The 23,709-nt window shown below is 44.9% G+C and carries 24 protein-coding genes; 3 read left to right on the top strand and 21 right to left on the bottom strand.

The window, feature by feature from the left end; all coding sequences use genetic code 11:
• Positions 1 to 51: 51 nt before the first annotated feature.
• From MHB46_RS19490 to MHB46_RS19465, 6 genes are all read right to left on the bottom strand, one after another.
• Positions 52 to 1,941 (bottom strand): beta-glucoside-specific PTS transporter subunit IIABC, encoded by a 1,890-nt coding sequence (locus tag MHB46_RS19490; protein WP_209949699.1) that lies wholly within the window; start codon positions 1,939 to 1,941, stop codon positions 52 to 54.
• A gap of 250 nt (positions 1,942 to 2,191) precedes the next feature.
• A complete protein-coding gene (licT, locus tag MHB46_RS19485) occupies positions 2,192 to 3,022 on the bottom strand; it encodes a BglG family transcription antiterminator LicT (protein WP_061829908.1) in 831 nt (276 codons plus the stop codon).
• A gap of 276 nt (positions 3,023 to 3,298) precedes the next feature.
• On the bottom strand, positions 3,299 to 4,738 hold the full coding sequence (locus tag MHB46_RS19480; RefSeq protein WP_341163147.1) for a 6-phospho-beta-glucosidase: 1,440 nt from the start codon (positions 4,736 to 4,738) through the stop codon (positions 3,299 to 3,301).
• An 839-nt stretch (positions 4,739 to 5,577) separates the two neighbouring features.
• Positions 5,578 to 5,697, bottom strand: coding sequence for a transposase (locus MHB46_RS19475; RefSeq protein WP_165179240.1), 120 nt, complete (start codon positions 5,695 to 5,697; stop codon positions 5,578 to 5,580).
• Between the two features lie 228 nt (positions 5,698 to 5,925).
• Positions 5,926 to 6,717: a TrmH family RNA methyltransferase gene (locus tag MHB46_RS19470; protein WP_341163146.1), complete on the bottom strand. Its 792-nt coding sequence runs from the start codon at positions 6,715 to 6,717 to the stop codon at positions 5,926 to 5,928.
• 78 nt (positions 6,718 to 6,795) lie between these two features.
• The gene (locus MHB46_RS19465) at positions 6,796 to 7,458 is read right to left on the bottom strand and encodes a potassium channel family protein (protein WP_013311886.1); all 663 of its coding nucleotides are present in this window, start codon (positions 7,456 to 7,458) and stop codon (positions 6,796 to 6,798) included.
• A gap of 163 nt (positions 7,459 to 7,621) precedes the next feature.
• On the opposite strand from MHB46_RS19465, the gene MHB46_RS19460 reads away from it, so the two are divergent.
• A complete protein-coding gene (locus MHB46_RS19460; protein ID WP_341163145.1) occupies positions 7,622 to 7,855 on the top strand; it encodes a small acid-soluble spore protein SspI in 234 nt (77 codons plus the stop codon).
• 150 nt (positions 7,856 to 8,005) lie between these two features.
• Here MHB46_RS19460 and MHB46_RS19455 read toward each other — a convergent pair whose 3' ends face one another.
• The 3 genes from MHB46_RS19455 to MHB46_RS19445 all read right to left on the bottom strand — a co-directional run bounded on the left by MHB46_RS19455 (position 8,006) and on the right by MHB46_RS19445 (position 12,403).
• Positions 8,006 to 9,586, bottom strand: coding sequence for a peptide chain release factor 3 (locus tag MHB46_RS19455; protein WP_029518174.1), 1,581 nt, complete (start codon positions 9,584 to 9,586; stop codon positions 8,006 to 8,008).
• A gap of 308 nt (positions 9,587 to 9,894) precedes the next feature.
• A complete protein-coding gene (gene zwf / locus MHB46_RS19450) occupies positions 9,895 to 11,451 on the bottom strand; it encodes a glucose-6-phosphate dehydrogenase (RefSeq protein WP_023990232.1) in 1,557 nt (518 codons plus the stop codon).
• Between the two features lie 187 nt (positions 11,452 to 11,638).
• Positions 11,639 to 12,403 (bottom strand): YwmB family TATA-box binding protein, encoded by a 765-nt coding sequence (locus MHB46_RS19445; RefSeq protein ID WP_134903075.1) that lies wholly within the window; start codon positions 12,401 to 12,403, stop codon positions 11,639 to 11,641.
• A 247-nt stretch (positions 12,404 to 12,650) separates the two neighbouring features.
• Between MHB46_RS19445 and MHB46_RS19440 the strand changes: the two genes are divergently transcribed.
• A complete protein-coding gene (locus tag MHB46_RS19440) occupies positions 12,651 to 13,094 on the top strand; it encodes a hypothetical protein (RefSeq protein WP_341163144.1) in 444 nt (147 codons plus the stop codon).
• 71 nt (positions 13,095 to 13,165) lie between these two features.
• On the opposite strand, the gene MHB46_RS19435 is transcribed toward MHB46_RS19440, so the two are convergent.
• The 9 genes from MHB46_RS19435 to MHB46_RS19395 form a co-directional block, all read right to left on the bottom strand.
• Positions 13,166 to 13,816, bottom strand: coding sequence for a response regulator (locus tag MHB46_RS19435; RefSeq protein WP_013372995.1), 651 nt, complete (start codon positions 13,814 to 13,816; stop codon positions 13,166 to 13,168).
• Positions 13,794 to 14,873, bottom strand: a complete 1,080-nt coding sequence (locus tag MHB46_RS19430) for a sensor histidine kinase (protein ID WP_023990236.1) — start codon at positions 14,871 to 14,873, stop codon at positions 13,794 to 13,796. Before MHB46_RS19430 ends, MHB46_RS19435 begins: the two co-directional genes overlap by 23 nt.
• Positions 14,874 to 14,889: 16 nt before the next feature.
• Entirely contained in the window at positions 14,890 to 15,537 is a 648-nt protein-coding gene (liaF, locus tag MHB46_RS19425) for a cell wall-active antibiotics response protein LiaF (protein WP_341163143.1), read from the bottom strand.
• 149 nt (positions 15,538 to 15,686) lie between these two features.
• The gene (locus MHB46_RS19420) at positions 15,687 to 16,391 is read right to left on the bottom strand and encodes a PspA/IM30 family protein (protein ID WP_061829898.1); all 705 of its coding nucleotides are present in this window, start codon (positions 16,389 to 16,391) and stop codon (positions 15,687 to 15,689) included.
• Positions 16,391 to 16,879 (bottom strand): PspC domain-containing protein, encoded by a 489-nt coding sequence (locus MHB46_RS19415; RefSeq protein WP_209949687.1) that lies wholly within the window; start codon positions 16,877 to 16,879, stop codon positions 16,391 to 16,393. The genes MHB46_RS19420 and MHB46_RS19415 overlap by 1 nt, the downstream gene beginning before the upstream one ends.
• A 7-nt stretch (positions 16,880 to 16,886) precedes the next feature.
• On the bottom strand, positions 16,887 to 17,558 hold the full coding sequence (locus tag MHB46_RS19410) for a PspA/IM30 family protein (protein ID WP_013311897.1): 672 nt from the start codon (positions 17,556 to 17,558) through the stop codon (positions 16,887 to 16,889).
• A gap of 86 nt (positions 17,559 to 17,644) precedes the next feature.
• Positions 17,645 to 17,956, bottom strand: coding sequence for a LiaF transmembrane domain-containing protein (locus MHB46_RS19405; protein ID WP_134903078.1), 312 nt, complete (start codon positions 17,954 to 17,956; stop codon positions 17,645 to 17,647).
• 133 nt (positions 17,957 to 18,089) lie between these two features.
• The gene (locus tag MHB46_RS19400; RefSeq protein WP_341163142.1) at positions 18,090 to 19,349 is read right to left on the bottom strand and encodes an MFS transporter; all 1,260 of its coding nucleotides are present in this window, start codon (positions 19,347 to 19,349) and stop codon (positions 18,090 to 18,092) included.
• Between the two features lie 113 nt (positions 19,350 to 19,462).
• Complete coding sequence (locus MHB46_RS19395) at positions 19,463 to 20,014, bottom strand: TetR/AcrR family transcriptional regulator (RefSeq protein ID WP_039272741.1); 552 nt, start codon at positions 20,012 to 20,014, stop codon at positions 19,463 to 19,465.
• Positions 20,015 to 20,155: 141 nt separating this feature from the next.
• Here MHB46_RS19395 and MHB46_RS19390 point away from each other — a divergent pair, with 141 nt between their 5' ends.
• Positions 20,156 to 20,353, top strand: a complete 198-nt coding sequence (locus tag MHB46_RS19390; protein ID WP_341163141.1) for a ParA family protein — start codon at positions 20,156 to 20,158, stop codon at positions 20,351 to 20,353.
• Between the two features lie 46 nt (positions 20,354 to 20,399).
• Here the strand turns inward: MHB46_RS19390 and MHB46_RS19385 are convergent, their stop codons facing one another.
• From MHB46_RS19385 to sufD, 3 genes are all read right to left on the bottom strand, one after another.
• On the bottom strand, positions 20,400 to 20,639 hold the full coding sequence (locus MHB46_RS19385) for a NifU family protein (RefSeq protein ID WP_341163140.1): 240 nt from the start codon (positions 20,637 to 20,639) through the stop codon (positions 20,400 to 20,402).
• 321 nt (positions 20,640 to 20,960) lie between these two features.
• Positions 20,961 to 22,358 (bottom strand): Fe-S cluster assembly protein SufB, encoded by a 1,398-nt coding sequence (gene sufB, locus MHB46_RS19380; protein WP_023990245.1) that lies wholly within the window; start codon positions 22,356 to 22,358, stop codon positions 20,961 to 20,963.
• A 43-nt stretch (positions 22,359 to 22,401) separates the two neighbouring features.
• On the bottom strand, positions 22,402 to 23,709 hold the full coding sequence (sufD, locus tag MHB46_RS19375) for a Fe-S cluster assembly protein SufD (RefSeq protein WP_445667596.1): 1,308 nt from the start codon (positions 23,707 to 23,709) through the stop codon (positions 22,402 to 22,404).

The following is a 23,709-nucleotide window of genomic DNA, read 5'->3' as shown; positions in this document are numbered from 1 at the left end:
AGCTCTGATGATCCGAGAATATGGATCATCAGAGCCTTGTCCTTAAGACATTTAGGCAATGCTTTCTTTCTCATTCAAAGCACTAGACAGTTTCAACAGTGGGGCCTGCTCCGTTACCTCTCCTTGAGCGATTGGAAGGACTTCAGTATATTCGGAAGAATTCGTAATGATAACTGGCGTAATCGTAGGATAACCCTCTGCCCTGATCTGCTCAACATCAAACTCGAGCAGTAGGTCCCCAGCTTTCACCTGATCGCCTTCTTTGATATGGGACGTAAAATGTTTACCGTCCAGCTTGACCGTATCTACTCCGACGTGAATCAGAACTTCTGCGCCATGATGCGAAACAACTGCAAGCGCATGTTTTTTCTTGAACGCCACGGTGATGGTTCCATCGAACGGGGCCACGACTCTGCCCGTTGTCGGTTGGATGGCGATCCCTTTGCCCATAGCTTCCGAAGCAAATGCAGGATCGGGAACCTCCGACAAAGCGACCACAGTTCCTTCAATTGGGCTGAGTACCTCTTCATTAGAAACAACAACTGTAGAGGTCGATTCTTTAGCCGAATTGTTAGTAGTTTCCTCTTCTTCAACTGGATCTTCAAAACCTAAAATATAAGTCAAGATGGCCGACACCAGGAATGAAACGGTAATCCCTAAAATCAATCCCGGGAATCCTTGTCCACCAGGGCCGTAAAAGATCGGCAAGGTCAGCAACCCAGGTGCGCCAGAGGCAAATGCTTGCGTTCCCGCTTGACCGATAATGGCACCACCGGCGGCGCCGCCGATAATACCTGCAATAAACGGACGTTTCAGTGGCAACGTAACCCCATAAACTGCTGGCTCCGTGATGCCGAATAAAGCGGTAAGTGTAGCGGAACCCGCCAGCGTTTTCAGCTTTTTATTTTTCGTTTTCAGCATAACACCGAACGCTGCGCCGGTTTGAGCAAAGACGGAAGCCGAAGCAGCGGGCTTAATGCCATCCCGGCCGTTGACAGCAATGTTATTAATAAATACAGGTATAAGCCCCCAGTGAACACCAAAAATAACGAGCAGCTGCCAGCAAGCACCAAGGATTGCTCCAGCCAGCAACGGACTAAAGCTGAACGCAGCAACGAGTGCGGTAGCGATTGCGTTGCCCACATACACCCCGACTGGACCAAAGACCATCAGGGTCAGAGGAAGCATAATTACAAGTAGAATCAAAGGTGTAATAAAGTTTTTAACGCTCTCGTGGATCACTCGATTGCACCATTTTTCCAGCTTACTCATGACGATGACGGCTAAAATGATCGGAATAACGGTAGATGAATAACTCATCATAACAATAGGAATACCGAAAAAGTCCGTAGGTGTACCTTCCGTTTTTAGTGTGACAATGGTCGGGTAAAGCAACCCTCCGGCAATGGTCAGGGCAACGAAGATATTACCTCCAAATTTCCGTGCCGTTGTAACCGCTAACAAGAGAGGGAGGAAATAAAACAAGCTGTCGGCCGCAGCATACAAAATCATATAGGTAGTGTCTTTCGGTAGCAACCAACCAAGGTTACTCGCAATCAGCAGCAGACCTTTCAAAATACCGGACCCCGCCATAACTCCGAGCAAAGGTGCAAAAATGCTGGAAATTACGTCGATTACGGCACCAAATCCTTTGTTGCCTTTAGCTGAATGATCTTCTTTTCCAGTTTCATTCAAGATATTGGATACATTGCCGATTGCATTATATACCTCTGGTACTTTGTTGCCGACTACAACCTGGAACTGACCACCGCTCTGCTTCACAGTGATAATTCCGTCGGTTTTTTCCAACTTTCCCTTGTCCGCTTTTGCCTCATCTTTTAGCACAAAACGCAGGCGTGTGGCGCAGTGAACGAGCGATACTACATTTTTTTCGCCACCTACCAGGTGTACAATTTCTTTGGCCAGTTTTTCATAACTCATGATGGACACCTCCATGTTCTAAGGGGCTTTTTACATATTTAGGCACACAAAAAACCTAAGCCTTGAAAAATGGTGGGCACTTTAGTCCCGCAATTTTTCATGACTTAGGTTTTGCCTGCATAACCAGTAACAATCCCAGTTAAAACTTATTAAATTCCTGTTACTCTCATAATATAACCAATCTACCATATTTGTCAACAAAAACTTTTAATCGTCTATTCTTGGTCTTTTTTCGTTGAAAACGTTCGACTTATCTGTTCACCACCCGTTCAATATGCACGGTCAGATACAATTTTTCTTCGTTCGTCAATTCGTGGTTGTATTCTTTTTGCACAAAAGCTCCGATTTTCTCTGTACAAGCAGCCGCTTCCTTATGCTTTTCCTTAATCATGTCATACAAATGATCATAGTTATTTTCGTAGTGATTTCCCTTAAATACGCGCTGGGCGAAAAATTTCAGATGCGTAATAAAACGGAAATAGCTCAGAGAGTCCTCGTCGAACTCCACCTTAAAATGATATTTTGCGATATTGATAATTTGCTGGATAAACTTCGTGATACTCATGGTCGTAATGACTTCCTCGTTCATTTCAGCATTCACGATGTGAATCGCAATATAAGCCGCTTCGTCCACAGGCAGTTCAATACCGAGCCTTTGTTTGATTTGTTCCAACGTTTTCAGACCCATCGCGAATTCTTCTTTGTACAACTGCTTGACTTCCCACAATAACGCGTTTTTGATTTCCAATCCTTCCCGGTATCTTTCAACAGCGAAATTGATATGATCAGTCAGCGAAACATAAATATTTTCGTTCAGCTTTCTATTCAGATTATGCTTGGCGTCATTAATGACTTCCTCCACAATCACAATCAAATCAAGCGGTACCTCACGTAACAGCATTTTAAAGTTATCGGACGTCTGCTTGTTTTTCAGAGCAAATACCTTCTGAATTCTGGTTTCGTCTACTTTGTCTCCAGGCTTTTTCTTAAAAGCAATCCCCCGACCCATCACTACGAGTTCGGTGCCGTCCGTCTGGTAGACGCTGATTACATTGTTGTTGATGACCTTTGCTATGTTCATCTTGATCCCCCGTTCCATATGCCAGCAAGAGCCACACTTGCTCCATCCTCTTTATTGTAAACAGAAAAAAACCGAAGCACGCCAAATAAACAAGACTGTAACATCTTCTTATTTGTGGCTTAGGTTTTGCCTGCTACGCAGTAACAATCCTAAAAATGATGGAATTGCGTCAAGTATAGCTTGAAGAGGAACGATTGTCAACGCTTTCAATGAAGAAACGAAGATCGGAAATCCCCGTGGGCCCGGGACGTCCGATCCTATTTACTTGTGGTACGATTATTCGCCCAGATTTTCGCCGTCGGAATGAATTACATTTTTGTACCAGTGGAAGCTTTTCTTTTTAATCCGTTTCAACGAACCGTTGCCTTCGTTATCACGGTCCACATAAATATAACCGTAGCGTTTTTTCATCTCTCCTGAGGAAGCGCTGACAATGTCAATAGGTCCCCAACTTGTGTAACCGATAATTTCGACTCCGTCTTGCAGAGCCTCACCCATTTCGGCAATATGCCGCTTGAGATAGTCGATCCGGTAATCGTCGTTAACTTCTCCTTCAGGCGAAACCACATCATTGGCACCAAAACCGTTTTCCACTACGAACAGAGGCTTTTGGTAACGGTCATGCAATTGGTTGGCTGTGATGCGGAATCCTTTTGGATCGATCGTCCAGCCCCATTCGGACTTGTCCAGATATGGATTGGCCACGGAGCCAAATACATTACCACTGGTCATGTTCTTGACGATTTCCGGGTCTGTGCTGGTCGTCCGGCTCGAATAATAGCTGAATCCGATATAGTCAACGGTATGATCTTTCAGAATGGCTGCGTCGCCTGATTCCATCTCAATGTTTAATCCATGGTCCTTGAAGAAGCGCTTCGCATAACCAGGATATTCGCCGCGTGACTGTACATCAATAAAGAAGTAGGACTCGCGGTCTTTTTCCATGCCCTGATATACATCTTCGGGATTACATGTATACGGATAGAAGCTGCCGGCAGCAAGCATACAGCCAATCTGGGCATCCGGGATAATCTCGTGACACGCTTTAACAGCCAGCGCACTTGCGACAAGCTGATGATGTGCAGCCTGGTACTGAATTTGTTTAACGTTTTCACCTTCTTGAAAAACAAGACCGGCACCGAGAAACGGCAAATGGAGAAGCATGTTAATCTCGTTGAATGTCATCCAGTATTTCACTTTATCCTTATAGCGGGTGAATACTGTTTTGGCATAGGTTTCAAACAGGCCTACCAGCTTCCGGCTCCGCCAGCTTCCATATTTCTCGACCAGATCTACCGGCACGTCAAAATGAGCGAGGGTAACGACTGGCTGAATGCCATGTTTATGTAACTCGTCGAACAAATCATCGTAGAATTGCAAACCTGCTTCATTTGGAGTAGCGTCTTCTCCTGTTGGAAAAATACGAGCCCAGGCAATGGAAACGCGCAGCGCCTTAAATCCCATTTCTGCAAATAGCGCGATATCCTCGCGATAGTGATGATAGAAATCAATGGCTTCGTGGGAAGGATAGAATTCGCTTTCAAGTGGAGTCAGCGAAGGAACATTCCCTTTCATTATGTTTCTTCTCTTCTCTCCGGTAGGCAGCAAATCTACCAGACTCAATCCTTTACCGTCTTCCAAATAAGCACCCTCAGCCTGATTGGCAGCAAGAGCACCGCCCCATAGAAAGTCTTTAGGAAAAATATAACTGGACATAAACATTCTCCTTCCAAATGTGTGATAAAAGGGGTTCCGATGGGTGATAGATAATAAAAAAACCCAAACCAGCCTGTATACACTTACAGTGTAAACAAGCCAATTCAGGTTATGCCCTATCGGTAACATCCCATGAAAAGGTTATACGTATTTGATTGAAACTCTAACAAAGATTTGGGAACCTGTCAAATTCATTTGATATAATAACACGCATTTAACTAACCAACAGCATTACTTCAATCTATTGGGTAATCAATAGAAAGACCCAACCCAAGGTGGCGATAGACATGAAGAACGAAGAAATCGGTGATCTACTCAGTTGCTAATTTAAAATATTTTGTTGCAAGAAATTTAGAAAATCCCTTTGCATAGAGCCAAGAGGAATAATTTTTTTGATTATCTTGAACCTCCAATGCTGTCCTTTACTGTTAAATGACCATATTGCAGAAGAGAGATATATGGAATGATATTTTTGTTCTTGTAAATCAGCTACTTCAAATTCAACTTTTTGTACTACTTTAGTGGAAAATAGATTGAGGAAAAGGATAATAATTTTATCATTATTTAGGAGTAATATAGCCCGACTTGACCAAGCCGAAAGGCTTTGAGGAGTTGAATAGCAGATAAGCATGTTAGGTTCTCTATGCGATTCAGTTAGCTTATTAATAGTTTTTTTGTTAATGAATATCATAACCAAAAACCTTTCTATTTGGATGTTCAAATAAAATAGCTTTTTAAAGAATATCTTTCAAAATATTTAAAATTCTAATTGTTTCCATTGTTTGTTTATTGATTCGTTTCATAAACTCGCCGACATGAAGCTTAATCTTATAAAACCTCTAAAAAAACACGTTATTCGCCACATTGGATTTAAGCCACAGCCATAGCCCCTCGACTGGATTCAGATTGGTACTATAGGGCGGAAGAAAGACCCGGTGCAGGCGTAGATGTTCCTTCAGGAGGAGTTGTAACCCAGTGGCATATAGTTATTAAGTTGTCCTCAGGAGAGTGTTTATCTTACAACATCATATAGAAAATATCCTGCCCTTTTTTACTATAAAAACAAGAAACCTCCATCAATTTATCCCCATTCTTACTGGGTTTACTGGTAGATAGTTTGTCTCATTTAGATGTTATAAGTAGTCTTATTTGATTTTATAAACCACATAGACAGGAATTATTTTAGTTTAAAAGTTTCGTTGTCTCATCGTCTCAAATAATAGCACCGTAGAAGCCATAGCTGCGTTCAGTGATTCCGCTTGCCCCTGCATCGGAATGAATACCGACTCATCCACCATGCGCGCGGTAGCAGCAGAAATCCCTTGGCCTTCGTTTCCGATTACAAGCCAAGTGGAAGCGCGCAAATCTATGGCATAGCATGACAAGCTCGCATCCAGTGAGGTGCTGAGCAGGCGGGCACCTTTACTTTTGGCCTGCGGTAAAAGCTCCTCCAGACTGCCTTCAATCACCGGCAGGTGAAACAACGATCCCATCGTGGAGCGGATCGTTTTGGGATTGTACAGGTCGGCGCAGCCATGACCCAATATTACGCCTGCGGCTCCCGCAGCGTCCGCGCTGCGGATGATGGTGCCTACATTGCCGGGGTCCTGCACCCCGTCCAGCACCATCACCAGTGCATCCGGCTGCTCCAGCAATGCCGGGAATGCGCTGCGCTCCTCCTTACGCACGATGGCAAAGACCGACTGCGGCGTCTTCGTATCGGTGCATTTTGCAATGACCGCCGCTGACACGGGAACCCATTCCACCGGCTGGTCGGCTGGATCTAGGCCATTCAGCTCAGCGGGAATGCCCTTGTCCAAATCATAGGCGACGGTTTCGACAGCCGCGTCCGAACGCAGCGCTTCCTGCACCAGATGAATACCTTCGACAATATATTTATGCTGCCGTGTGCGATGCTTTTTCTCCAGCAGTTGCGCCCACTCTTTTACACGCGCATTATTCGGTGAAATGATTTCCATTCGTTTAACCTTCCGTTTCTTTGGTCCTTTTCTTTAAACATAAATGATGTATCACTTTTGCTTTAACACCAAGCCTCATTAGGCTGCAAAAGCCAGCTCCAGCTTGGTCAGATCATCCTTGTGGCCTACAATGACCAGCACATCACCCGGCTCCAGACGATCTTCGGCATAAGGTGAAATGTTCATTTCCTGATTTCTGCGAATCGCCATCACATTGCAGCCGAAGCGTGCACGTATGTCTAGCTCCTTCAGGTTTTTTCCAATCATGGAATCGGCGGCTCTCATCTCCAAAATACTGTAGTCCTTGGACAGCTCGATATAATCCAAAATGTTGGGAGATGTCAAATGATGGGCTACCCGCAGCCCCATATCCCGTTCAGGATAAACGACTTTATCTGCACCTATCTTTTGCAGCACTTTCCCATGCAGTTCATTTTGTGCCTTGACCACAAGAGCGGGTACGCCCATGTCCTTGAGAATCAATGTCGTCAGAATGCTGGCTTGTATATCTTCACCAATTGCAACTACGATTACGTCAAAATTGCGGATACCCAGCGCTCGCAGTGCTTCCTCATCCGTCGAATCGGCAGACACCGCATGCGTCACAATATTCGACATTTCCTGTGTACGCTGCTCGTCCGAGTCAATAGCCAGCACATCAAAACCCATCTCACTCAGCGCGCTAGCAACACTGGAACCAAAACGGCCCATGCCAATGACCGCATACTGTTTTTTTGCCATTCTTTCTTTACCTCCCGATCACCATACTGTTCGTCATAGTATAGCATATCATGCTACAAACATAAATTTTGACATACTTATGCCAAATGCTTCTCCATGTATACTGGGCAACAGCCCAAGCCATAATACACTCGACCACTACTACAACATACGGGAGGTACACATGCCCATTACAATGGATTTACGACAAGCGATTGTCCACAAAGTTCACGGCAAATCAGAAGCTGATCTTACGGATATGATTATTGGATCAGTGGACGGACCGGAGGCCGCTTTGCCTGGATTGGGTGTCATTCTTGAAATCGCTTGGAAGCACATGAGCCCAAACCAGCAGCAGGAGTTCGTCCATTTGGCACATGAACAAATCGATAAAATCAAACCCGTACCCTTAACCTAGCTCTGCTATTCAAGTCCTTGTTCAGGTTTAATTGTGCTCATTATTTTACCCGTATTCGAAAATGAGAATAGTCCACTCGCATTAACATCGAGTGGACTATTCGTTGTATACATCAAATGACTGAGATCAGACTGCTCTGCTTATTAAATCTTATGGAGCCATTTCCAAAAACTTAGCTGTCGGATTTTTCTCCATAGCCGTACGCATGGCATACTCGTTTTCGAACAAGGCGACATAATTGCCCTTCTTATCCTTTACCAGCGTGGAGTTAATACGGAACTTACTCGGATCAATCTGTTCATCCACAATCCATCGAGCAAATTGGAACGGCATACGTTGAAGCTGTACATCAACTCCATATTCACCCTTCATGCGATACTCAAATACTTCAAATTGCAGTTGGCCGACAACACCCAGTAGCGTATCGTCAAAGCTTACCGTACGAAACACCTGAATCATACCTTCCTCGGTCAACTGGTCAATACCCTTCAGATACTGTTTGTGCTTCAAGGCATTTTTCACCGTTACCTTGGCAAAAATCTCAGGCGAGAAGGTCGGCAATTCATCAAACACAACCTCGCTACCTTGGCTGAGTGAATCACCAATACGGAAAATACCCGGGTCAAATAATCCTATAATATCGCCAGGAAAAGCCTCCTCGACAATATCACGGTCCTGTGCCAGGAATTGCTGTGGCTGAGACAGCTTAATCTCCTTACCCATCCGTACATGCTTAACACTCATCCCGCGTTGAAACTTACCGGAGACAATACGCAAAAATGCAATACGGTCACGGTGAGCCGGGTTCATGTTCGCTTGAATTTTAAATACATAGCCGGTAAACTTTTCGTTTGTTGGCTCAATTTCCCCAGCTGTACTACGGCGCGGCTCCGGTTTAGGAGCAAGCTGAAGGAAGTTTTCCAAAAATGTTTGTACACCAAAATTATTAATCGCACTGCCGAAGAATACAGGCGTTAATTCTCCGCGCTGTACTTTCTCCATGTCAAAAGGGTCACCCGCGACATCAAGCAACTCCAAGTCTTGGCATAATTGGTCATGCAAATATTCGCCCGCCATCTCACGAATGATCGGATCATTGTAATCTTCCACTTTTTGTACTTTGATCGTGGAATGGTCATCTCCCTGAAACAGCTCGACCTGATTTTTGACACGGTCATAGACACCGCAAAGCTCGCGTCCTGTACCAATCGGCCAATTCATAGGCACCGAACGGATGCCAAGCACCTGCTCCAGCTCCTCCATCAAATCAAAAGGACTACGTCCCTCACGATCCAGTTTGTTAATGAAGGTGAAAATCGGAATTCCACGCTTCGCACAAACTTGAAACAGCTTAATCGTTTGCGCTTCCACACCTTTCGCTACGTCAATCAGCATGACTGCACTATCTGCTGCTGTTAATGTACGATACGTGTCTTCACTGAAATCCTGGTGACCTGGGGTGTCCAGAATGTTGATGCGGTGACCATTATAATCAAATTGCATTACTGAGGATGTTACAGAGATCCCCCGCTGTTTTTCAATCTCCATCCAGTCACTCGTGGCGTGTTTGCTTGCTTTACGTGCTTTAACTGAACCCGCAAGACGAATCGCGCCCCCGAACAGCAGCAGCTTTTCCGTCAGTGTCGTTTTACCCGCATCCGGGTGAGAAATAATCGCAAACGTACGCCGTTTGTCGACTTCCTGTTGAAGTATATCTGTTGTTTTACTCATTTCACATATCCCTTCATGATCAAATCCATTGCATTACTGCTCAAGCTATTCATAAAAAGGCCATGATGCACGCCTGTTTTCATAAGTTCATCGGCTCTATCGGCTACATTGCCGTTAGCTCCAGTATTCGGCGTACTCCGTTACCATATTCATTATAAATACGATCTATTTACATGTTTTAGCCTGCCTTTAACTTATAATCAGTTGCAAACTGAAAACCTGAGACTAAGCTATTATAGCACACTCCGAACGCAAAGCATCCCCTTACGTCCTGAACAGGACATAGGGGGATGCTGGACAAATCGGGATTACTGAACGCCGCCTACTCGCCAGATGACATTATCTTCATCCTGACCGCTAACCGGCCACCACTTGAAGCCATCCTGCTCCAATAGCTTGTGAGCACCTTCCGGTCCCCATGAGCCTGCAGCATAGGTTTCCAGCGTATCCGGGGTCTGCTGCCATGCTTTGGCGATTCGATCGACGAATCCCCATGCCGTGGCAACCTCATCCCAACGCGTGAAGTACGTCGAATCACCCTCAATCGCATCCATCAACAACCGTTCATAAGCCTCCGGTGAGTTGATACCCACCATACAGCTTTGGCAAAAATCCATAGCCAGTGGCTCAATATCTGATTCCGAACCAGGTTTCTTGGCATTGATTTTAATGTAAATGCCCTCCATTGGATTGACTCGAATCACGAGCAAGTTCGGTTCCAGCTTATGCTTTTGACCGAGGTACACGTTCGTTGGCATGCTCTTAAATTCCACAACAATCTCCGTTGTTTTTACAGGGAGACGTTTGCCCGTACGAATATAGAACGGTACGCCAGCCCAACGGAAATTATCAACAAACACGCGTGAAGCAAAATAAGTCTCTGTGTTCGACTGTGGATCAACCTTGTCTTCTTGGCGATACCCCGGCAACTGCTGACCGCGATAACTGCCTTCGGTGTATTGACCACGCACCACATTGGTTTTCACATCCTCAGACGTTTCAAAAGGGCGCAGCGAACGCAGCACTTTTACCTTTTCATCACGGATATCCTCAGGCAACAAACGACTAGGTGGCTCCATCGCAATCATCGTTAGCATTTGCAGCATATGGTTCTGTCCCATATCCCGCAAGGCGCCGGAATGATCGTAGTAACCTCCGCGTTCCTCCACCCCTACCGTTTCACTAAGCGTAATTTGCACATTGGCAATATGCTTATTATTCCACAGTGGTTCAAAGAAGGCATTCGCGAAGCGGATCACCTCAATATTTTGTACCATTTCCTTACCAAGATAGTGATCAATCCGATAAATTTCTTCTTCGGCAAATACTTCTCGTATTTCAACGTTCAATTCTTGTGCAGATTCGAGGTTATAACCGAATGGCTTCTCAATTACAAGACGATTCCACCCCTTGCCATCCATCATACCGCCATCTTTCAAGCTCTTCGACACGCTTCCGAATAATTCAGGAGCCAAGGCCAAATAAAACAACCGATTTCCCGGTATGTTAAACTTGCTTTCTATAGACTCCGTCTGCTGTCTCAGCTCATGGAACCCTTCGACATTGTTGATATCTAGCGATTTATATTCAAAATGCTCGGCAAATGCCTGCCATTCTTGATCATTTTCTGCTTTGTAGCGACTAAACTCCTGTATGGAAGCGTACAGGTCATTACGGAATTCTTCCTCTGTGCGAGGACGCCTTGCTACACCAATAACAGCAAAATCTTCAGCAAGTTTGCCTTCGCGGTACAAGCTGTAAATAGCAGGAAAAAGCTTGCGACGAGCCAAATCGCCCGTAGCGCCAAAAATAAACAGAACTGCGCCTTGCGTCACAACAGATTCTTTAGCAGGTATGTCAGCCATGAAGTACCTCATTCTTCCCATGTCAAGATTCCGCAATCCACAATCCCCGAAATCCGCATGTAGTATTGTGTATATTTATACAAGATCATACTTGATTTTCGAAAAACATGGAACTAAAGATTTGATGATATTTTATCATATCCTACATGGATAAGCTATCCGATGAATCATAAATTTACCTTATAAGTCAGTATTCAATCGTGATGAGCGGGAAACCGAGTGTTATACGTGTATCCTGCTGCTCCCTATCTTCATGTACAGCCATCTGCATCTGGACCTGATGCTCACCGCTTTGAATCATTAACGGCAGCTCTGGAGCTTCATAGGATATAGCCACAGTAGTCGCATCCGTATATCTTTCTTTGGCCTGCATGGAGATGTTCCCTGCTAAGCTCGCCTCTGTCAGTTTCAACAGTTGATCTTTGGATTCCTTTGTATGCAGCGAACGCTGAAGGGCCGTGTTCCACTGTGCTTGAATTCCCATAGACTTTAATTGCTCAGCACAAAGCTTATGAAGCTGAATCAACCGCTCACGTCCTGCATCATTGCTCTCCAGTTGAACAACTACATACCATTGTCCAGTTTGACGTTCCATCACATTTAAGCGGATTCTTAGATCCTCACTATCACGAACAGAACGATAAACCGTGTGTCCATTTTCTACGAGTTTGTTTACTGTGGGTATATTCAGCTGATCAGCTATCTGTGCCGCCACATCTGCTGGCTCTTCATGGTTAGAAATCCAATCGCCTTGCCACTTCACAACCAGCTTATCCAACGTACCCGGGGTCTGATCCGAGATGATTAACAATGAGCGTAAAGCCGTTTCTGCCTCGCGGGAGTCATTTCGGTTTGTCTGAAGGGTTCCGTAACGCCAGCCAGCTAGTACCAGCACCGTTCCTAATACCAAAATTGCAATAATCCCCTTTTTAATCAGCTCTGCTTTTAACATTATCGTTCCCCCCGCTCCACAACCATCCGATTCCCACACCTAAGCTCTGGATACTTTCTTTTTCGGCTGGATTGAAATCTATGAATCTATCAATAGCATTCCCATTGTCAGAGGTTTTATACACACAGCACTACGGCAAAGCCCTTCTAAAATATTCATCTGCCTACTGGGTGTTCGACCATACATCGTAGGCACCGTAAGAATAGACTATGATCACAATGCATCTTACACCAAAAGAGGTGAAATCATGTTTCCCATTTATCCTGTAAATGAAGCCAGTGTGGCACCTCATGGTGGACGTCTGGTCTGTGCCGTTATGCGTGATGGTACACGACACATCGGCATCTTAAGTGGGTGTAGCAAAGGCAAGCTGATGTTGAACGGATATCCACCCTCCTTTCCTGGCAGTCTCTACGCCGGGAGCTACAGTAACAAAGGAAAACAATCCCCAAAAAAGAATTCCTCTAAAAAGAAAAAAAGGAATCCTAAAAACAAAGCTCGTACCTCTGCCAAACTAAATGCCTTAATTAAGCCGCCTAACGAACCTCTGAGTCCATCCTTTCCTTATGACGCAGGCGGCTTTGCTGGAAATGGCAGAACAGGCTATCGCGGTGGGTACGGCGGATATGGATACGGGGCAGGGCTTGCACTAGATCTGGCTTTAATCGCCTTTTTATTCCTCCTGATCTAAACATCTACAGAACGCAAAAGAACCGGAGGACTATTGTCGTCTCCGGTTCTTTGTATTCGTTTATTCTACTTCTACTCTGCTAATCCGTTCTTATAGGCATAGATTGCCGCCTGTGTACGGTCTTCCACTCCTAATTTAGCGAGAAGGTTCGTGACATGGAATTTTACCGTCTTAATCCCGATAATCAGCTCATCTGCGATATCCTGGTTAGACTTCCCTTGTGCCAACAGGCGAAGCACCTCCATCTCACGATCAGTCAGCTCCGTATGCGCGGGTGCCTCAGCCTGTGGCTGGCGGAATCGATTCATCATCTTGGAGGCCACCTGTGACTCTAGTACGGACTGTCCGCGTGCAGCTGCACGGATGGCATCCGCTATCTCGGAAGCACGAGACGTTTTGAGCAAGTAGCTGAATGCCCCTGCCTCAATGACCGGATACATTTTCTCATCGTCCAAATAACTCGTCAGCACAATCACCTTGGTCTCTGGAAGCAGGCGAGTTACTTGGCGTGTCGTTTCGATGCCATCCATGCCATCCATGACTAGATCCATCAAAATCACATTTGGCTTGTATTCAGAAGCCAACCGTATGCCTTCTTCTCCGCTTCCGGCCTCGCCGACCACTTCAATACCTTCTTCCGTCCCCAGCACCGCCGCAAGACCAATCCGTACCATTTCATGGTCGTCTACCAGCAGTACGCTAATCGGTAATTCCGTTTCCATGATCATCGTTCCTTCCGCTTTCATCATTAATAACTGGCACGGACACCTCGATCCGTGTTCCTTTTCCCGGAGCCGTTATATACTGAATAGCTCCCCCAATCTCACTGACCCGCTCCTGCATTGTGGATAATCCATATGAAGTCTGCTTTTTCTCATCCAGTTCAAAACCAATACCGTTGTCCCGAATCGTCAGCCTGATGGAATCTGGACGTTGCACGATACGAATTTCCATACGGGTTGCTTTGGCATGACGCAATGTATTAGACATCGCTTCCTGAACAATACGAAACAAGTGGTTCTCAATGCCTTTAACCAACTGTACTCCGCTTTCAATCTCAAAATCAATCTCCATCGGTACCTTTGCCTGCAACTCTTGTACCAAATCACGCAAACCCTGCTCAAGCCGTTTCCCTTCCAGATAGACAGGCCGCAGATGAAGTAGTAACGCCCGCATTTCGGATTGTGCCACGGAAGACATTTCTTCAATTAGCGCAACTTGACGCTGCGCTTTATCAAAATCCTTATCCAGTGTCCTCCCCACAGCCGTTGCCGTCATTGAAATAGCAAATAATTGCTGTGATACGGCGTCATGCAACTCTCTGGCCAGCCGCTGCCGCTCCTCCACAATCGCAGTCATCCGTGCCTGTTCTGCCAGCTGAGCATTATCCGTAGATAAGCGTTGTAAAGACGTAACTTGTTCCTGCCATTTACGCCCAATCCGTTCCAGCTGCTCACCCAGCCTGCCAAGCTCATCATGCCCTAGGGGCGGCAACTCACGTGCTGGCGTTCCCTTTTCCCACATCAGCAACGTCTCTCTCAACATTTCCAGTCTGCTTTTAAAGCGGTAGCTTTCATAAAATCCGTACATTGCCCCTGTACCAATCAACACCAATATAACGGCTCCTGCAACTTTCAATATCATTCCCCAGGTTGGGAACGACTTCACATATCCATATGTATACAGCATATAAAAGACAACTACGCCCACAACAACACACAGGAGGATACCTTCACCCATACTGCGGGTTACCATGTTGGACGTTTTTTTATGATTCATCCCGGCTCCTCCTGATTCAATAAAATCGGACGCGGACATCGCCCGCCAAGTACGAAACGACAAACTTCACTTTATACTCACTCTGCTCAAAATGGGGAGACTTCCAAACCAGTCGATTGAGCATCCCCGCCTCATGATCCCGGTCAAACTGAATCTGTCCGAACAATATGAACATCTCCACCTCTACACCGTAATTATCCGGTAGGGTGATGTCAATGTCACCGAAGATCCCCTGTAAAAATATAACGGGCTCACGTTCCTCTGGGAGAGCCAACGTCAGGTCGGCATCCACGTCCCCAACCACATGCCATATGCTTGTGCTGCGCAGGCTCCAAGGCACTTCATCCCATTTATGATTGGATATAAAATTGTGCTTGAATATGGAGCTTTGACCTTTATGCAGCTTCCTTGAACGTGAATAGAATACAGCTAATGATGCTAGTGTAACTACCACAAACAGGAACAAATGATCCAGTACTAACAGTCCAGCACCCATCGCGAGCATCGTGTAGCCCTTTTTGATTTTGGAATTGCGGATCTTATATATTCCGGCCAACATTAGGATCAGTGCAACCACGGAGAGGAACCCAATCCACTGACCGAATAAAATGATGATCCCGATGCCAATCCCTGCCAGTGCCAAGGCTGATTTTCTTCTCTCCATGCTGCACCCCCTTTTTGTTTATACAGGACGGAAAAGCCATAGTGGCGCAACATTCCGCCATATGGCTTTCCTGAACCATACAGATTAGGCACGATCATCGACCAATGTCCATTCCATACAGCATATCATAATGTCTTGTTTCCGAGTAGTCAGTCCTTCTTCATATCGACTGGTTTAGCACCTGTCTGAATTTTGGACTTAAGCTGTTGAAGCTGCTCATCCACTTTAAACTGTTTTTCAGCCTCAGCCGGATTAACATATGCTTCTCCTGGAGCTTGACGGTAAGGAGCACGCAGTACGTCAGCTTCAGCTTCCATTTGCATGATTTTTTCTTCCATACGGTGGAAGCCCAGTGAAGCAGACCCACTTTCAATCGTGTGCAAACTATTGATTTGAGACATTTGCTTTTTAGCTTTCGCCATTTGAGCACGGGATACCAACTCATTGCGCTTGTTGCGCATTTTATAGAATTCATCTTTCATGTCGTGAAGCTGCTGTACCAATTCTTTTGCTTGAAGCTCAGCTTGTGTATGCAAGTCGCGGTATTCGTCCTGCTTCTGCACAAAATAAATCTTCTCTCCCAACAACTTGCGCGCTACTTCTTCCTGACCATTTCGCAATGCGGATTCAGCTTGTTTCTCACGCTCATTGGATACACGTACCGCTTCCTCCAAACGCTGTTTCATACGTCGTTCATTCGCCATTTGCTTGGCAACCGTTACCTCAGCCTCGTGAATTTCCGCCTCCATATCGCGCAGATATTGATTCAACATAATAATCGGATCTTCCACTTTATCCAACACTTCATTCACCGATGCTCTTGTCATATCCTTCATTCTTTTAAAGATCCCCATTATTTACGATCTCCCTTCTCAAATTGCTCTACTTTTTTGCGTAACTCTGCCAATTCTTTTTTCATTGCCTTTTTCTCGATATCTTCCATCATGGAATCCAGGTCACTGTTCTGACCTGTGTTAAATTTAGATGAGTTGCGGGCATCTTGACCAAAAAACGGGTTCGAATTGCCATATGCACCGCCCTGGTTGTAACCAGTTCCCGGCCCATACTGCGATCTTGTATTGTTACTGCCATAATAGCGTGGATCCTGTTGATTGTAGGGTCCGCTGTCAGGGCCAAATCCTCCATCGAAAGGAGATCTCGGCTCCTTGGAGATAACTAGGGCCGCAATCACATAAATCATAAATGTGGTTCCTGCTGTAATAAAGAAACTGATCACAACCAGAATACGAATCCATGTTGAGTCCATTCCTGTTGCGTCAGAAAGACCGCCACATACACCTGTTATTACTCTATCCCGGCTTGATCTGTAAATTCGGGTCATTATCAAATTACTCCTTCCCGCTGTTGTTCAGCTTGCTTTTCAGTCTCGCCCACTCTTGTTCGAGCAGCGATCCACCGCCTTGGGCATCCTGTGCATGGTCGCCCTCACCCCGACGTAAATCACGCAGACTCATCGTTTCTGCTTCCATATCGGCTACCCGGTCTTCCAAGCGGTTGAACATTCGGGGAACATTCCGTCCACCGTATGTACCAGCCCGTTCGTTCATTTGCTGCTGGAGTCTCAACGTCTGTACACGTGCCGCATAATACTGACGCTTGCTGTGTACCGTTTGATATTCTGTCTTTAATGTATCTAGCTGTTGTTCTAGCTCACGTAGTGATTCACGGCTCTGCTCCCACAGTTCTCTATACTGCTCTTCTTTTTCTGCATATAGCATTTTCTCCTGAAGGGCCAGCTTCGCGATATGTTCTTCATCAGCCTTCAAAGCCAGTAGCGCCTGTTCCTCCCGTTTGGTCTGCATGGACAATGCATGATCCAACTGCTGCTTCATCTGTCTTGTATGCATCGCATACTGTTGATGGAGTTTTTCCGCTTCGGCAATTTCCTGGCGGGTATTATACAAGAACTGGTCAATCAGTTGCACTGGGTCTTGGCTTTGTTCCAAATGCTCATTGAAGGTCGCTACCGTGATATCGCGCATTCTTCGAAAAACACTCATTTGCGTCTGCTCCTTTCACAATTCGTATTCCATAATTCAACACTTAGTTACTGAAATCTTTCTTAATTCTTGCTAAACTGCTAAAATCAGTAATGTCTTCTGCGGTCACTCAGCAGGGAAACACCAAATATGATTAACCCGATTGCCAGTAGCGGTCCCAGAAGCCAGGACAGTTTGCCAAGCAAAATCAGTACCCCGAGTACGAGTACGATCCAGCCGAAGAGCGCATTTCCTTTTTTCACACCGTAGTAGCCTAGCATCACCATAGCTATCGGAATTAAGTAACCAATCAGATGTCCTAAAAAGTGACCGAAAAACGGAGTAAACTTACCGAGCAGCATAATCGAACCCAACACGATCAGTACAATGGCTAACCCATTCCCTTTGTTAACTCTCATCATCTCTCACCGCCTTTCACTGTGTCTTGCTTATGTCCTTATTGTACGCTGAACTAGCGTTTGACAAAACGGACCCCAGACGGTTTTTGAACCTAGACCTAAGTCGGGGATGAGTATAGACCTGCGGCTATCCTCATTTACGCTGTTCTGCTGTACGGGCTATCGAGTGTTGCTCACCCGCTTGCTTGGAACGTAGTGAAAGGACGAGACAAGCCAGTAACGCTATAGCTGCAACCATATAAGGCAGATTAATATGAACATCGAACAGCAATCCCGCAACAAGCGGTCCAATCACATTACCCAAGCTGGTATAGGACGAGTTCATGCCTGCCACAAAGCCTTGCTCATCTCCAGCCTGCCGCGATAGAGAAGTGCTTACTGCCGGACGAAGGATATCCATAGCCAGAAAAATGATGAAGGTCGTCAGCATAATCATCACGTACTGTTCAGCAAATAGGGTTAGAAAAATGAACAGGCCCCCAATAGCCAAACAGAGGTGAATTACTTTTTTCTCTCCAAAACGATTAATGATCCATCCAAATATAGTCGCTTGGACAACTGCTCCCAAAATGGAGCCTGTCGTTATGATGATGGCAATATCCATCGGTGTAAAACCATATTTATGGTCAACAAACAGTCCAAATACTGTTTCAAAGTTCGCTAACCCAAAAGCAACGACAAATACAATGAGTAAACCCATGAAATATGGAGATTGATATGACTTGGAAAATTGCTGCAAAAGATTTTCTTTTTGACGTGGAAGCTCTCTATTATATTGTTGCTTTTCCTTGCTTAAAGACTCAGGCAGTACTAACAGAGACAAGATAGCTGCTATTCCCGCAGCTCCTGCTGCCGCAAAAAAGGGAATGCGTATTCCATATGTGGCAAGCAATCCGCCAATCCCTGGCCCGATTATGAAGCCTGTGTTGATCGCTGCATTGATCATGCCCATTCCCTTGCCTCTTTCCTCAAACGAGGTCACGTCAGCGACATAGGCCATAATAGAAGGAGTAAGCAACGCTGCCCCTGCTCCACCCATGATTCGTGCTATGAACAGGGTAGGAATGGAATTCGCCAGTCCAAAAACAAGCTCTGATAACATGAAGATGAACATCCCAGAAACAATCAACTTTTTACGTCCATAACGATCAGACAACTTTCCTGACAATGGTGATAACAAAAGCTGTGTCAACGCAAAAGCTGCAACCATCAGTCCCATCGAGGAACCATTCATCCCTAGCTCACTTATAAACTTAGGTAACACAGGGACAACCAATCCAATCCCCATGAATGCCAAAAAAATGTTAAGCATCAATAACAGCATTGCTCCTCGATTTCTTGTGAGTATAGACATATTTCCACCCTTCCTTTTCCGTATCTCTTTATTCAACATTAGGTAAACTTCATTATTCTTTTTCAAAAACAATTGAAACTAAAATTGTTTTCTTAGTTTTCATATAAAAAAATGGCCTCTTCAAATATGCAGCATATTGATGAGGCTATTTTTTATTTTTCGACCAATCCGAACAACAAAATATCTACAATAGAATAAGTTGCTTCCTCTACCGTCACACTGTTATCCAGAAAGAAACGCTGATCAAGCGTTAAATTTACAGATTCAATAATAAGCTTCATGATCAGAGCCTCATTTTTGTTCACAATAATTCCTTCTCGGATGCCTTCCTGAATTAATGTTCTAATCGGAGACCAGTCATTTAAATCGGCATGTACCCTTTTCCATTGCTCAGGATAATACTTTTTCATCTGGTCCAATATTCTTAAATCGTAAAACTTATAATACAGAGGCATGACCCTAATCGACTGCTTAATCTTATCTAACAAAGATAACTCATTATTTTCGATAATCTGCTCAGTTTTTCGAATCATATCATCATTTGTACGCTCAATAAGTGTTTCTAAAATAAGCGTCTTAGACGAAAAATTTTCATACAATGTACGCTTACTAATAGCGAGTCTTTTCGCAAGATCATCCATCGTAAATTTCAATCCATTTTCATGAACTTCATCTACAAAAGCCTCCAAAATTCTTTCCTGCATATTCGTCCTCATTTCTCTTGTACTTAATAAACTAAAAATGTTTTTTCAGTACCACCATCTTACTATAAGATCAAAGACCTGGTCAAATCCATGTTAACCTTGTTGCCAAAATCATGAATACATAATAAAAAGGATGATAAAATGCCTTTAAGCATTTTATTATCCTTTTGTGTATACCGGCGAGAGGACTCGAACCTCCATGGTTTCCCACTCGATACCGAATACAATCTTTCTAATACCTTGTTTGATGAAGGAAAAAAAGTGCTGCTCGTCGATTTCGACCCGCAAGGTAATCTGTCGATGTACTTTAGTATTGAGCAGCGGGATCAACTTCCGTAGCTATGGTCTGCGACAGGACTAACTCAGTTGCTCAGTATCAAGGAATTTAGAATACTTGTACAACTTCTTTAATATCATCAATTTCCTCAAGAATTGCGCGCTCAATAGCAACCTTTAACGTAATCGTAGCACTTGGGCAACCATTGCAAGCTCCCAAAAATCTTAATTTTGCTATACCGTTCTCAACCTCGACCAGTTCAGCATCTCCACCGTCACGCAGTAAGAAAGGACGTAGTTTGAGAAGAACTTCCGATACTTCATCGAATAAAAATCCATTTTCATCCATTATGTCAACTCCTCCCATTGTTTTACCAACCGTCAATTCAGACCTTTTTTCACCCTAGATCGTCTGAGTGATCCTTTGCTTTTTGCCTAAGAGTGACCTCTTGATCCGAAAGTTCCCTTATAAGCGTATGAATAGAGTCTAAAGGTATCATCACACCACAACTTGCGCTCAATCCTGACAGCATATTGAAGCAGAACTGAAGTTTTCGTATCTCTCGGGTAATTTGAGCTAGTTCTGAATCGTCCGAATTATTTTTCTTCATTACTAGCACCTCGCACTTCTTTAAAGAATGATAAAGGTTTGATCTATTAAATTAATGAATCAACCGATGCTTCCTTCCATCTCAAATTGAATTAACCGATTCATTTCAACGGCATATTCCATTGGCAATTCTTTGGTAAACGGTTCAATAAAGCCCATTACAATCATTTGTGTAGCATCTTGTTCTGTAAGCCCGCGGCTCATTAAGTAAAACAATTGTTCCTCGGACACTTTGGATACTGTTGCCTCGTGCTCCAAAGTAATCTGATCGTTTTTAATTTCATTGTACGGAATCGTATCTGATGTTGACATGTTGTCCAATATCAACGTATCGCACTTAATATTGGACTTGGACCCTGCGGAATCGCGGCTGAAGCTGGACAACCCTCGGTAGTTTACTTTTCCGCCCTGCTTGCTGATGGATTTGGATATAATCGTAGATGTTGTCTCGGGAGCAAGGTGAATTACCTTCGCGCCAGCATCTTGATGCTGATCTTTACCGGCTACGGCAATAGACAGGATGGACCCCTTGGCTCCCCGTCCTTTCAATAATACTGCCGGATACTTCATTGTTACCTTGGAGCCGATGTTGCCGTCCACCCATTCCATTGTGGCATTTTCTTCTGCCACAGCCCTTTGGGTTACCAAGTTGTAGATATTAGGAGCCCAATTCTGAATGGTCGTGTAACGGACACGGGAATCTTTCCGGCAAATAATTTCAATAACTCCACTATGCAGAGAACTGGTACTATAAATAGGTGCTGTACATCCTTCAACATAATGGACAAAGCTACCCTCTTCGGCAATAATTAATGTCCGCTCGAATTGACCCATATTTTCAGAATTAATACGGAAATAACCTTGTATAGGAACCTCGCACTGAACACCCTTCGGAATGTATACAAAGCTACCGCCTGACCAAACCGCACTATTAAGCGCCGCAAATTTATTGTCGGCGGGAGGGATGATCGTCCCAAAATGTTGCTTAAACACTTCGGGGTATTGCTTTAATGCACTATCCGTATCAAGGAAAATAACGCCCTGATCCTCCAGTTCTTTCCGCATGCTGTGATAAACTACTTCCGACTCATATTGAGCGGATACGCCCGCCAGGAACTTTTGCTCCGCTTCAGGGATTCCCAGCTTGTCAAAGGTTGCTTTGATCTCGGAAGGAACCTCCTCCCAGGTCTTTCCCTGTTTTTCAGAAGGGCGAACGTAATACTGGATGTCATCAAGATTTAGCCCGGTCAAATCCGCTCCCCATTCAGGCATCGGCATTTTGTAGAATTGATTCAAAGCTTTCAACCGAAAATTGAGCATCCACTCCGGCTCTTCCTTGATTCGGGAAATTTCCCGGACAATCTCTTCCGTCAGACCTTTTCCAGATTGAAAAATAGACTGGTGCTTGTCGCGAAACCCATATTTATATTCGCCCATATCTGGTGCTTTTTTAGCCATTAGTATCACTCCTTTTTAACCTTTCAAGATTCATTTTGATTTGCTATGATCTGCCGAGCTTGCTTTCCACTAAATCTTTTAGGCGACTGCGAACACCTTCCAGCGGGATCTCCGAAATGACAGGAGCGAGAAATCCGAAAATAACAAGATGTTCGGCTTCACTCCGTGATATCCCGCGCGACATCAGATAATAGATTTGCTCTGCATTTACTTGCCCCACGGATGCAGCATGACCCGCGGTTACATCATCCTCATCTATCAGCAGGATCGGATTGGCATCGCCGCGAGCTTTAGGACTTAGCATAAGCACGCGTTCTGTTTGCTGACCATCACAATGGGTTGCACCTTTTTCAATCTTTGTAATGCCGTTGATAATGGCCGTAGCTTCTTCAAGCATGACTGCACGCGTAATCATCTGGCTTACCGAGCTTCTGCCAAAATGCTGAGCTTGAGTTGTATAGCTCGATTTTTGATTGCTCGTGCCAATAGCAATCACCTTATTGTCGGAGACCGCCCCGTTGCCTTGTAGCAAAGTCTTGGTATCGCTGGCGGTATAACCATTGTTCATCTCACCGATAATCCATTCCACACCCCCATCAGCAAGAACGACCGCCCGTCGCTGGGTGAAATCTGTTGTAGTTGCAGCAAGCTGATGAACCGAAGCTACTTGCACCTTTGAGCCCGCCCCCGCGAAGACCTCCGTCACACCGTTATGCAATACCTTGACATCATCACCACTCGATACACAATTATCCACATAAGTGATCTTGCTGTTGCTCCCTGCCACAATTAAGACGTGAGGAGCAAAACACACACCGCTTGTATCGTTAAGAAAGATCGCTTGAATAGGTGCTTCAACCTCTACACCGTCTGGGACATATAGAAAAACGCCACCACTCCATAAGGCACTGTGTGCAGCAGATAAACGATGTTCTTCTGGCTTTACTGCCTGAAAGAGATAACGTTGAACCAGCTCCTCATGCTCTTTTGCCGCAGTATGCAAATCCGTTAAAATGACTCCCTGGGCGGCTAAGCTCTCGGACAATTTCGTATACACTACATCCGAGTTGAACTGAACGATTAGTCCGCCTTTCACCGGAGAAGCAACCAAACCTCGAACAACCTCCGGCGCTTCCTCCAAACTAGACCACGCATTCTCGGCTTTGTAATCTCCACTTTCGTAGATATCCCATTTTTCGAGATTGATTTTCTCCACTTTAGGCAACTCCAGCGTCCCTACCAGTTCGAGTGCGTGAACGCGGCGTTCAATCAGCCAACGAGGTTCATTCTTAGCGCTTGACCATGCGCGTAAATCGTCCACATTCATTGAAACTCTAGCTTGTATATCCAC

The organism is Paenibacillus sp. FSL H7-0703 (assembly GCF_038003485.1).
Lineage (GTDB): Bacteria > Bacillota > Bacilli > Paenibacillales > Paenibacillaceae > Paenibacillus > Paenibacillus polymyxa_B.
Note: the sequence above shows the minus strand (reverse complement) of the source record. Positions and strands in the feature narration are given on the sequence as shown.

Bases quoted from the DNA above. Each gene is read 5' to 3' on its own strand.
- MHB46_RS19480 (WP_341163147.1), bottom strand. From the start codon at position 4,738: ATGTCCAGTTATATTTTTCCTAAAGACTTTCTATGGGGCGGTGCTCTT.
- MHB46_RS19415 (WP_209949687.1), bottom strand. From the start codon at position 16,879: ATGACCCGAATTTACAGATCAAGCCGGGATAGAGTAATAACAGGTGTA.
- MHB46_RS19390 (WP_341163141.1), top strand. From the start codon at position 20,156: ATGCCTTTAAGCATTTTATTATCCTTTTGTGTATACCGGCGAGAGGAC.
- MHB46_RS19455 (WP_029518174.1), bottom strand. From the start codon at position 9,586: ATGAGTAAAACAACAGATATACTTCAACAGGAAGTCGACAAACGGCGT.
- MHB46_RS19470 (WP_341163146.1), bottom strand. From the start codon at position 6,717: ATGGAAATCATTTCACCGAATAATGCGCGTGTAAAAGAGTGGGCGCAA.
- MHB46_RS19420 (WP_061829898.1), bottom strand. From the start codon at position 16,391: ATGGGGATCTTTAAAAGAATGAAGGATATGACAAGAGCATCGGTGAAT.
- MHB46_RS19465 (WP_013311886.1), bottom strand. From the start codon at position 7,458: ATGGCAAAAAAACAGTATGCGGTCATTGGCATGGGCCGTTTTGGTTCC.
- MHB46_RS19410 (WP_013311897.1), bottom strand. From the start codon at position 17,558: ATGAGTGTTTTTCGAAGAATGCGCGATATCACGGTAGCGACCTTCAAT.
- MHB46_RS19435 (WP_013372995.1), bottom strand. From the start codon at position 13,816: ATGGAAACGGAATTACCGATTAGCGTACTGCTGGTAGACGACCATGAA.
- MHB46_RS19460 (WP_341163145.1), top strand. From the start codon at position 7,622: ATGCCCATTACAATGGATTTACGACAAGCGATTGTCCACAAAGTTCAC.
- liaF (WP_341163143.1), bottom strand. From the start codon at position 15,537: ATGGAGAGAAGAAAATCAGCCTTGGCACTGGCAGGGATTGGCATCGGG.
- MHB46_RS19440 (WP_341163144.1), top strand. From the start codon at position 12,651: ATGTTTCCCATTTATCCTGTAAATGAAGCCAGTGTGGCACCTCATGGT.
- MHB46_RS19430 (WP_023990236.1), bottom strand. From the start codon at position 14,873: ATGAATCATAAAAAAACGTCCAACATGGTAACCCGCAGTATGGGTGAA.
- MHB46_RS19445 (WP_134903075.1), bottom strand. From the start codon at position 12,403: ATGTTAAAAGCAGAGCTGATTAAAAAGGGGATTATTGCAATTTTGGTA.
- MHB46_RS19400 (WP_341163142.1), bottom strand. From the start codon at position 19,349: ATGTTGAATAAAGAGATACGGAAAAGGAAGGGTGGAAATATGTCTATA.
- MHB46_RS19490 (WP_209949699.1), bottom strand. From the start codon at position 1,941: ATGAGTTATGAAAAACTGGCCAAAGAAATTGTACACCTGGTAGGTGGC.
- licT (WP_061829908.1), bottom strand. From the start codon at position 3,022: ATGAACATAGCAAAGGTCATCAACAACAATGTAATCAGCGTCTACCAG.
- MHB46_RS19395 (WP_039272741.1), bottom strand. From the start codon at position 20,014: ATGCAGGAAAGAATTTTGGAGGCTTTTGTAGATGAAGTTCATGAAAAT.
- sufB (WP_023990245.1), bottom strand. From the start codon at position 22,358: ATGGCTAAAAAAGCACCAGATATGGGCGAATATAAATATGGGTTTCGC.
- MHB46_RS19385 (WP_341163140.1), bottom strand. From the start codon at position 20,639: ATGGATGAAAATGGATTTTTATTCGATGAAGTATCGGAAGTTCTTCTC.
- MHB46_RS19405 (WP_134903078.1), bottom strand. From the start codon at position 17,956: ATGAGAGTTAACAAAGGGAATGGGTTAGCCATTGTACTGATCGTGTTG.
- zwf (WP_023990232.1), bottom strand. From the start codon at position 11,451: ATGGCTGACATACCTGCTAAAGAATCTGTTGTGACGCAAGGCGCAGTT.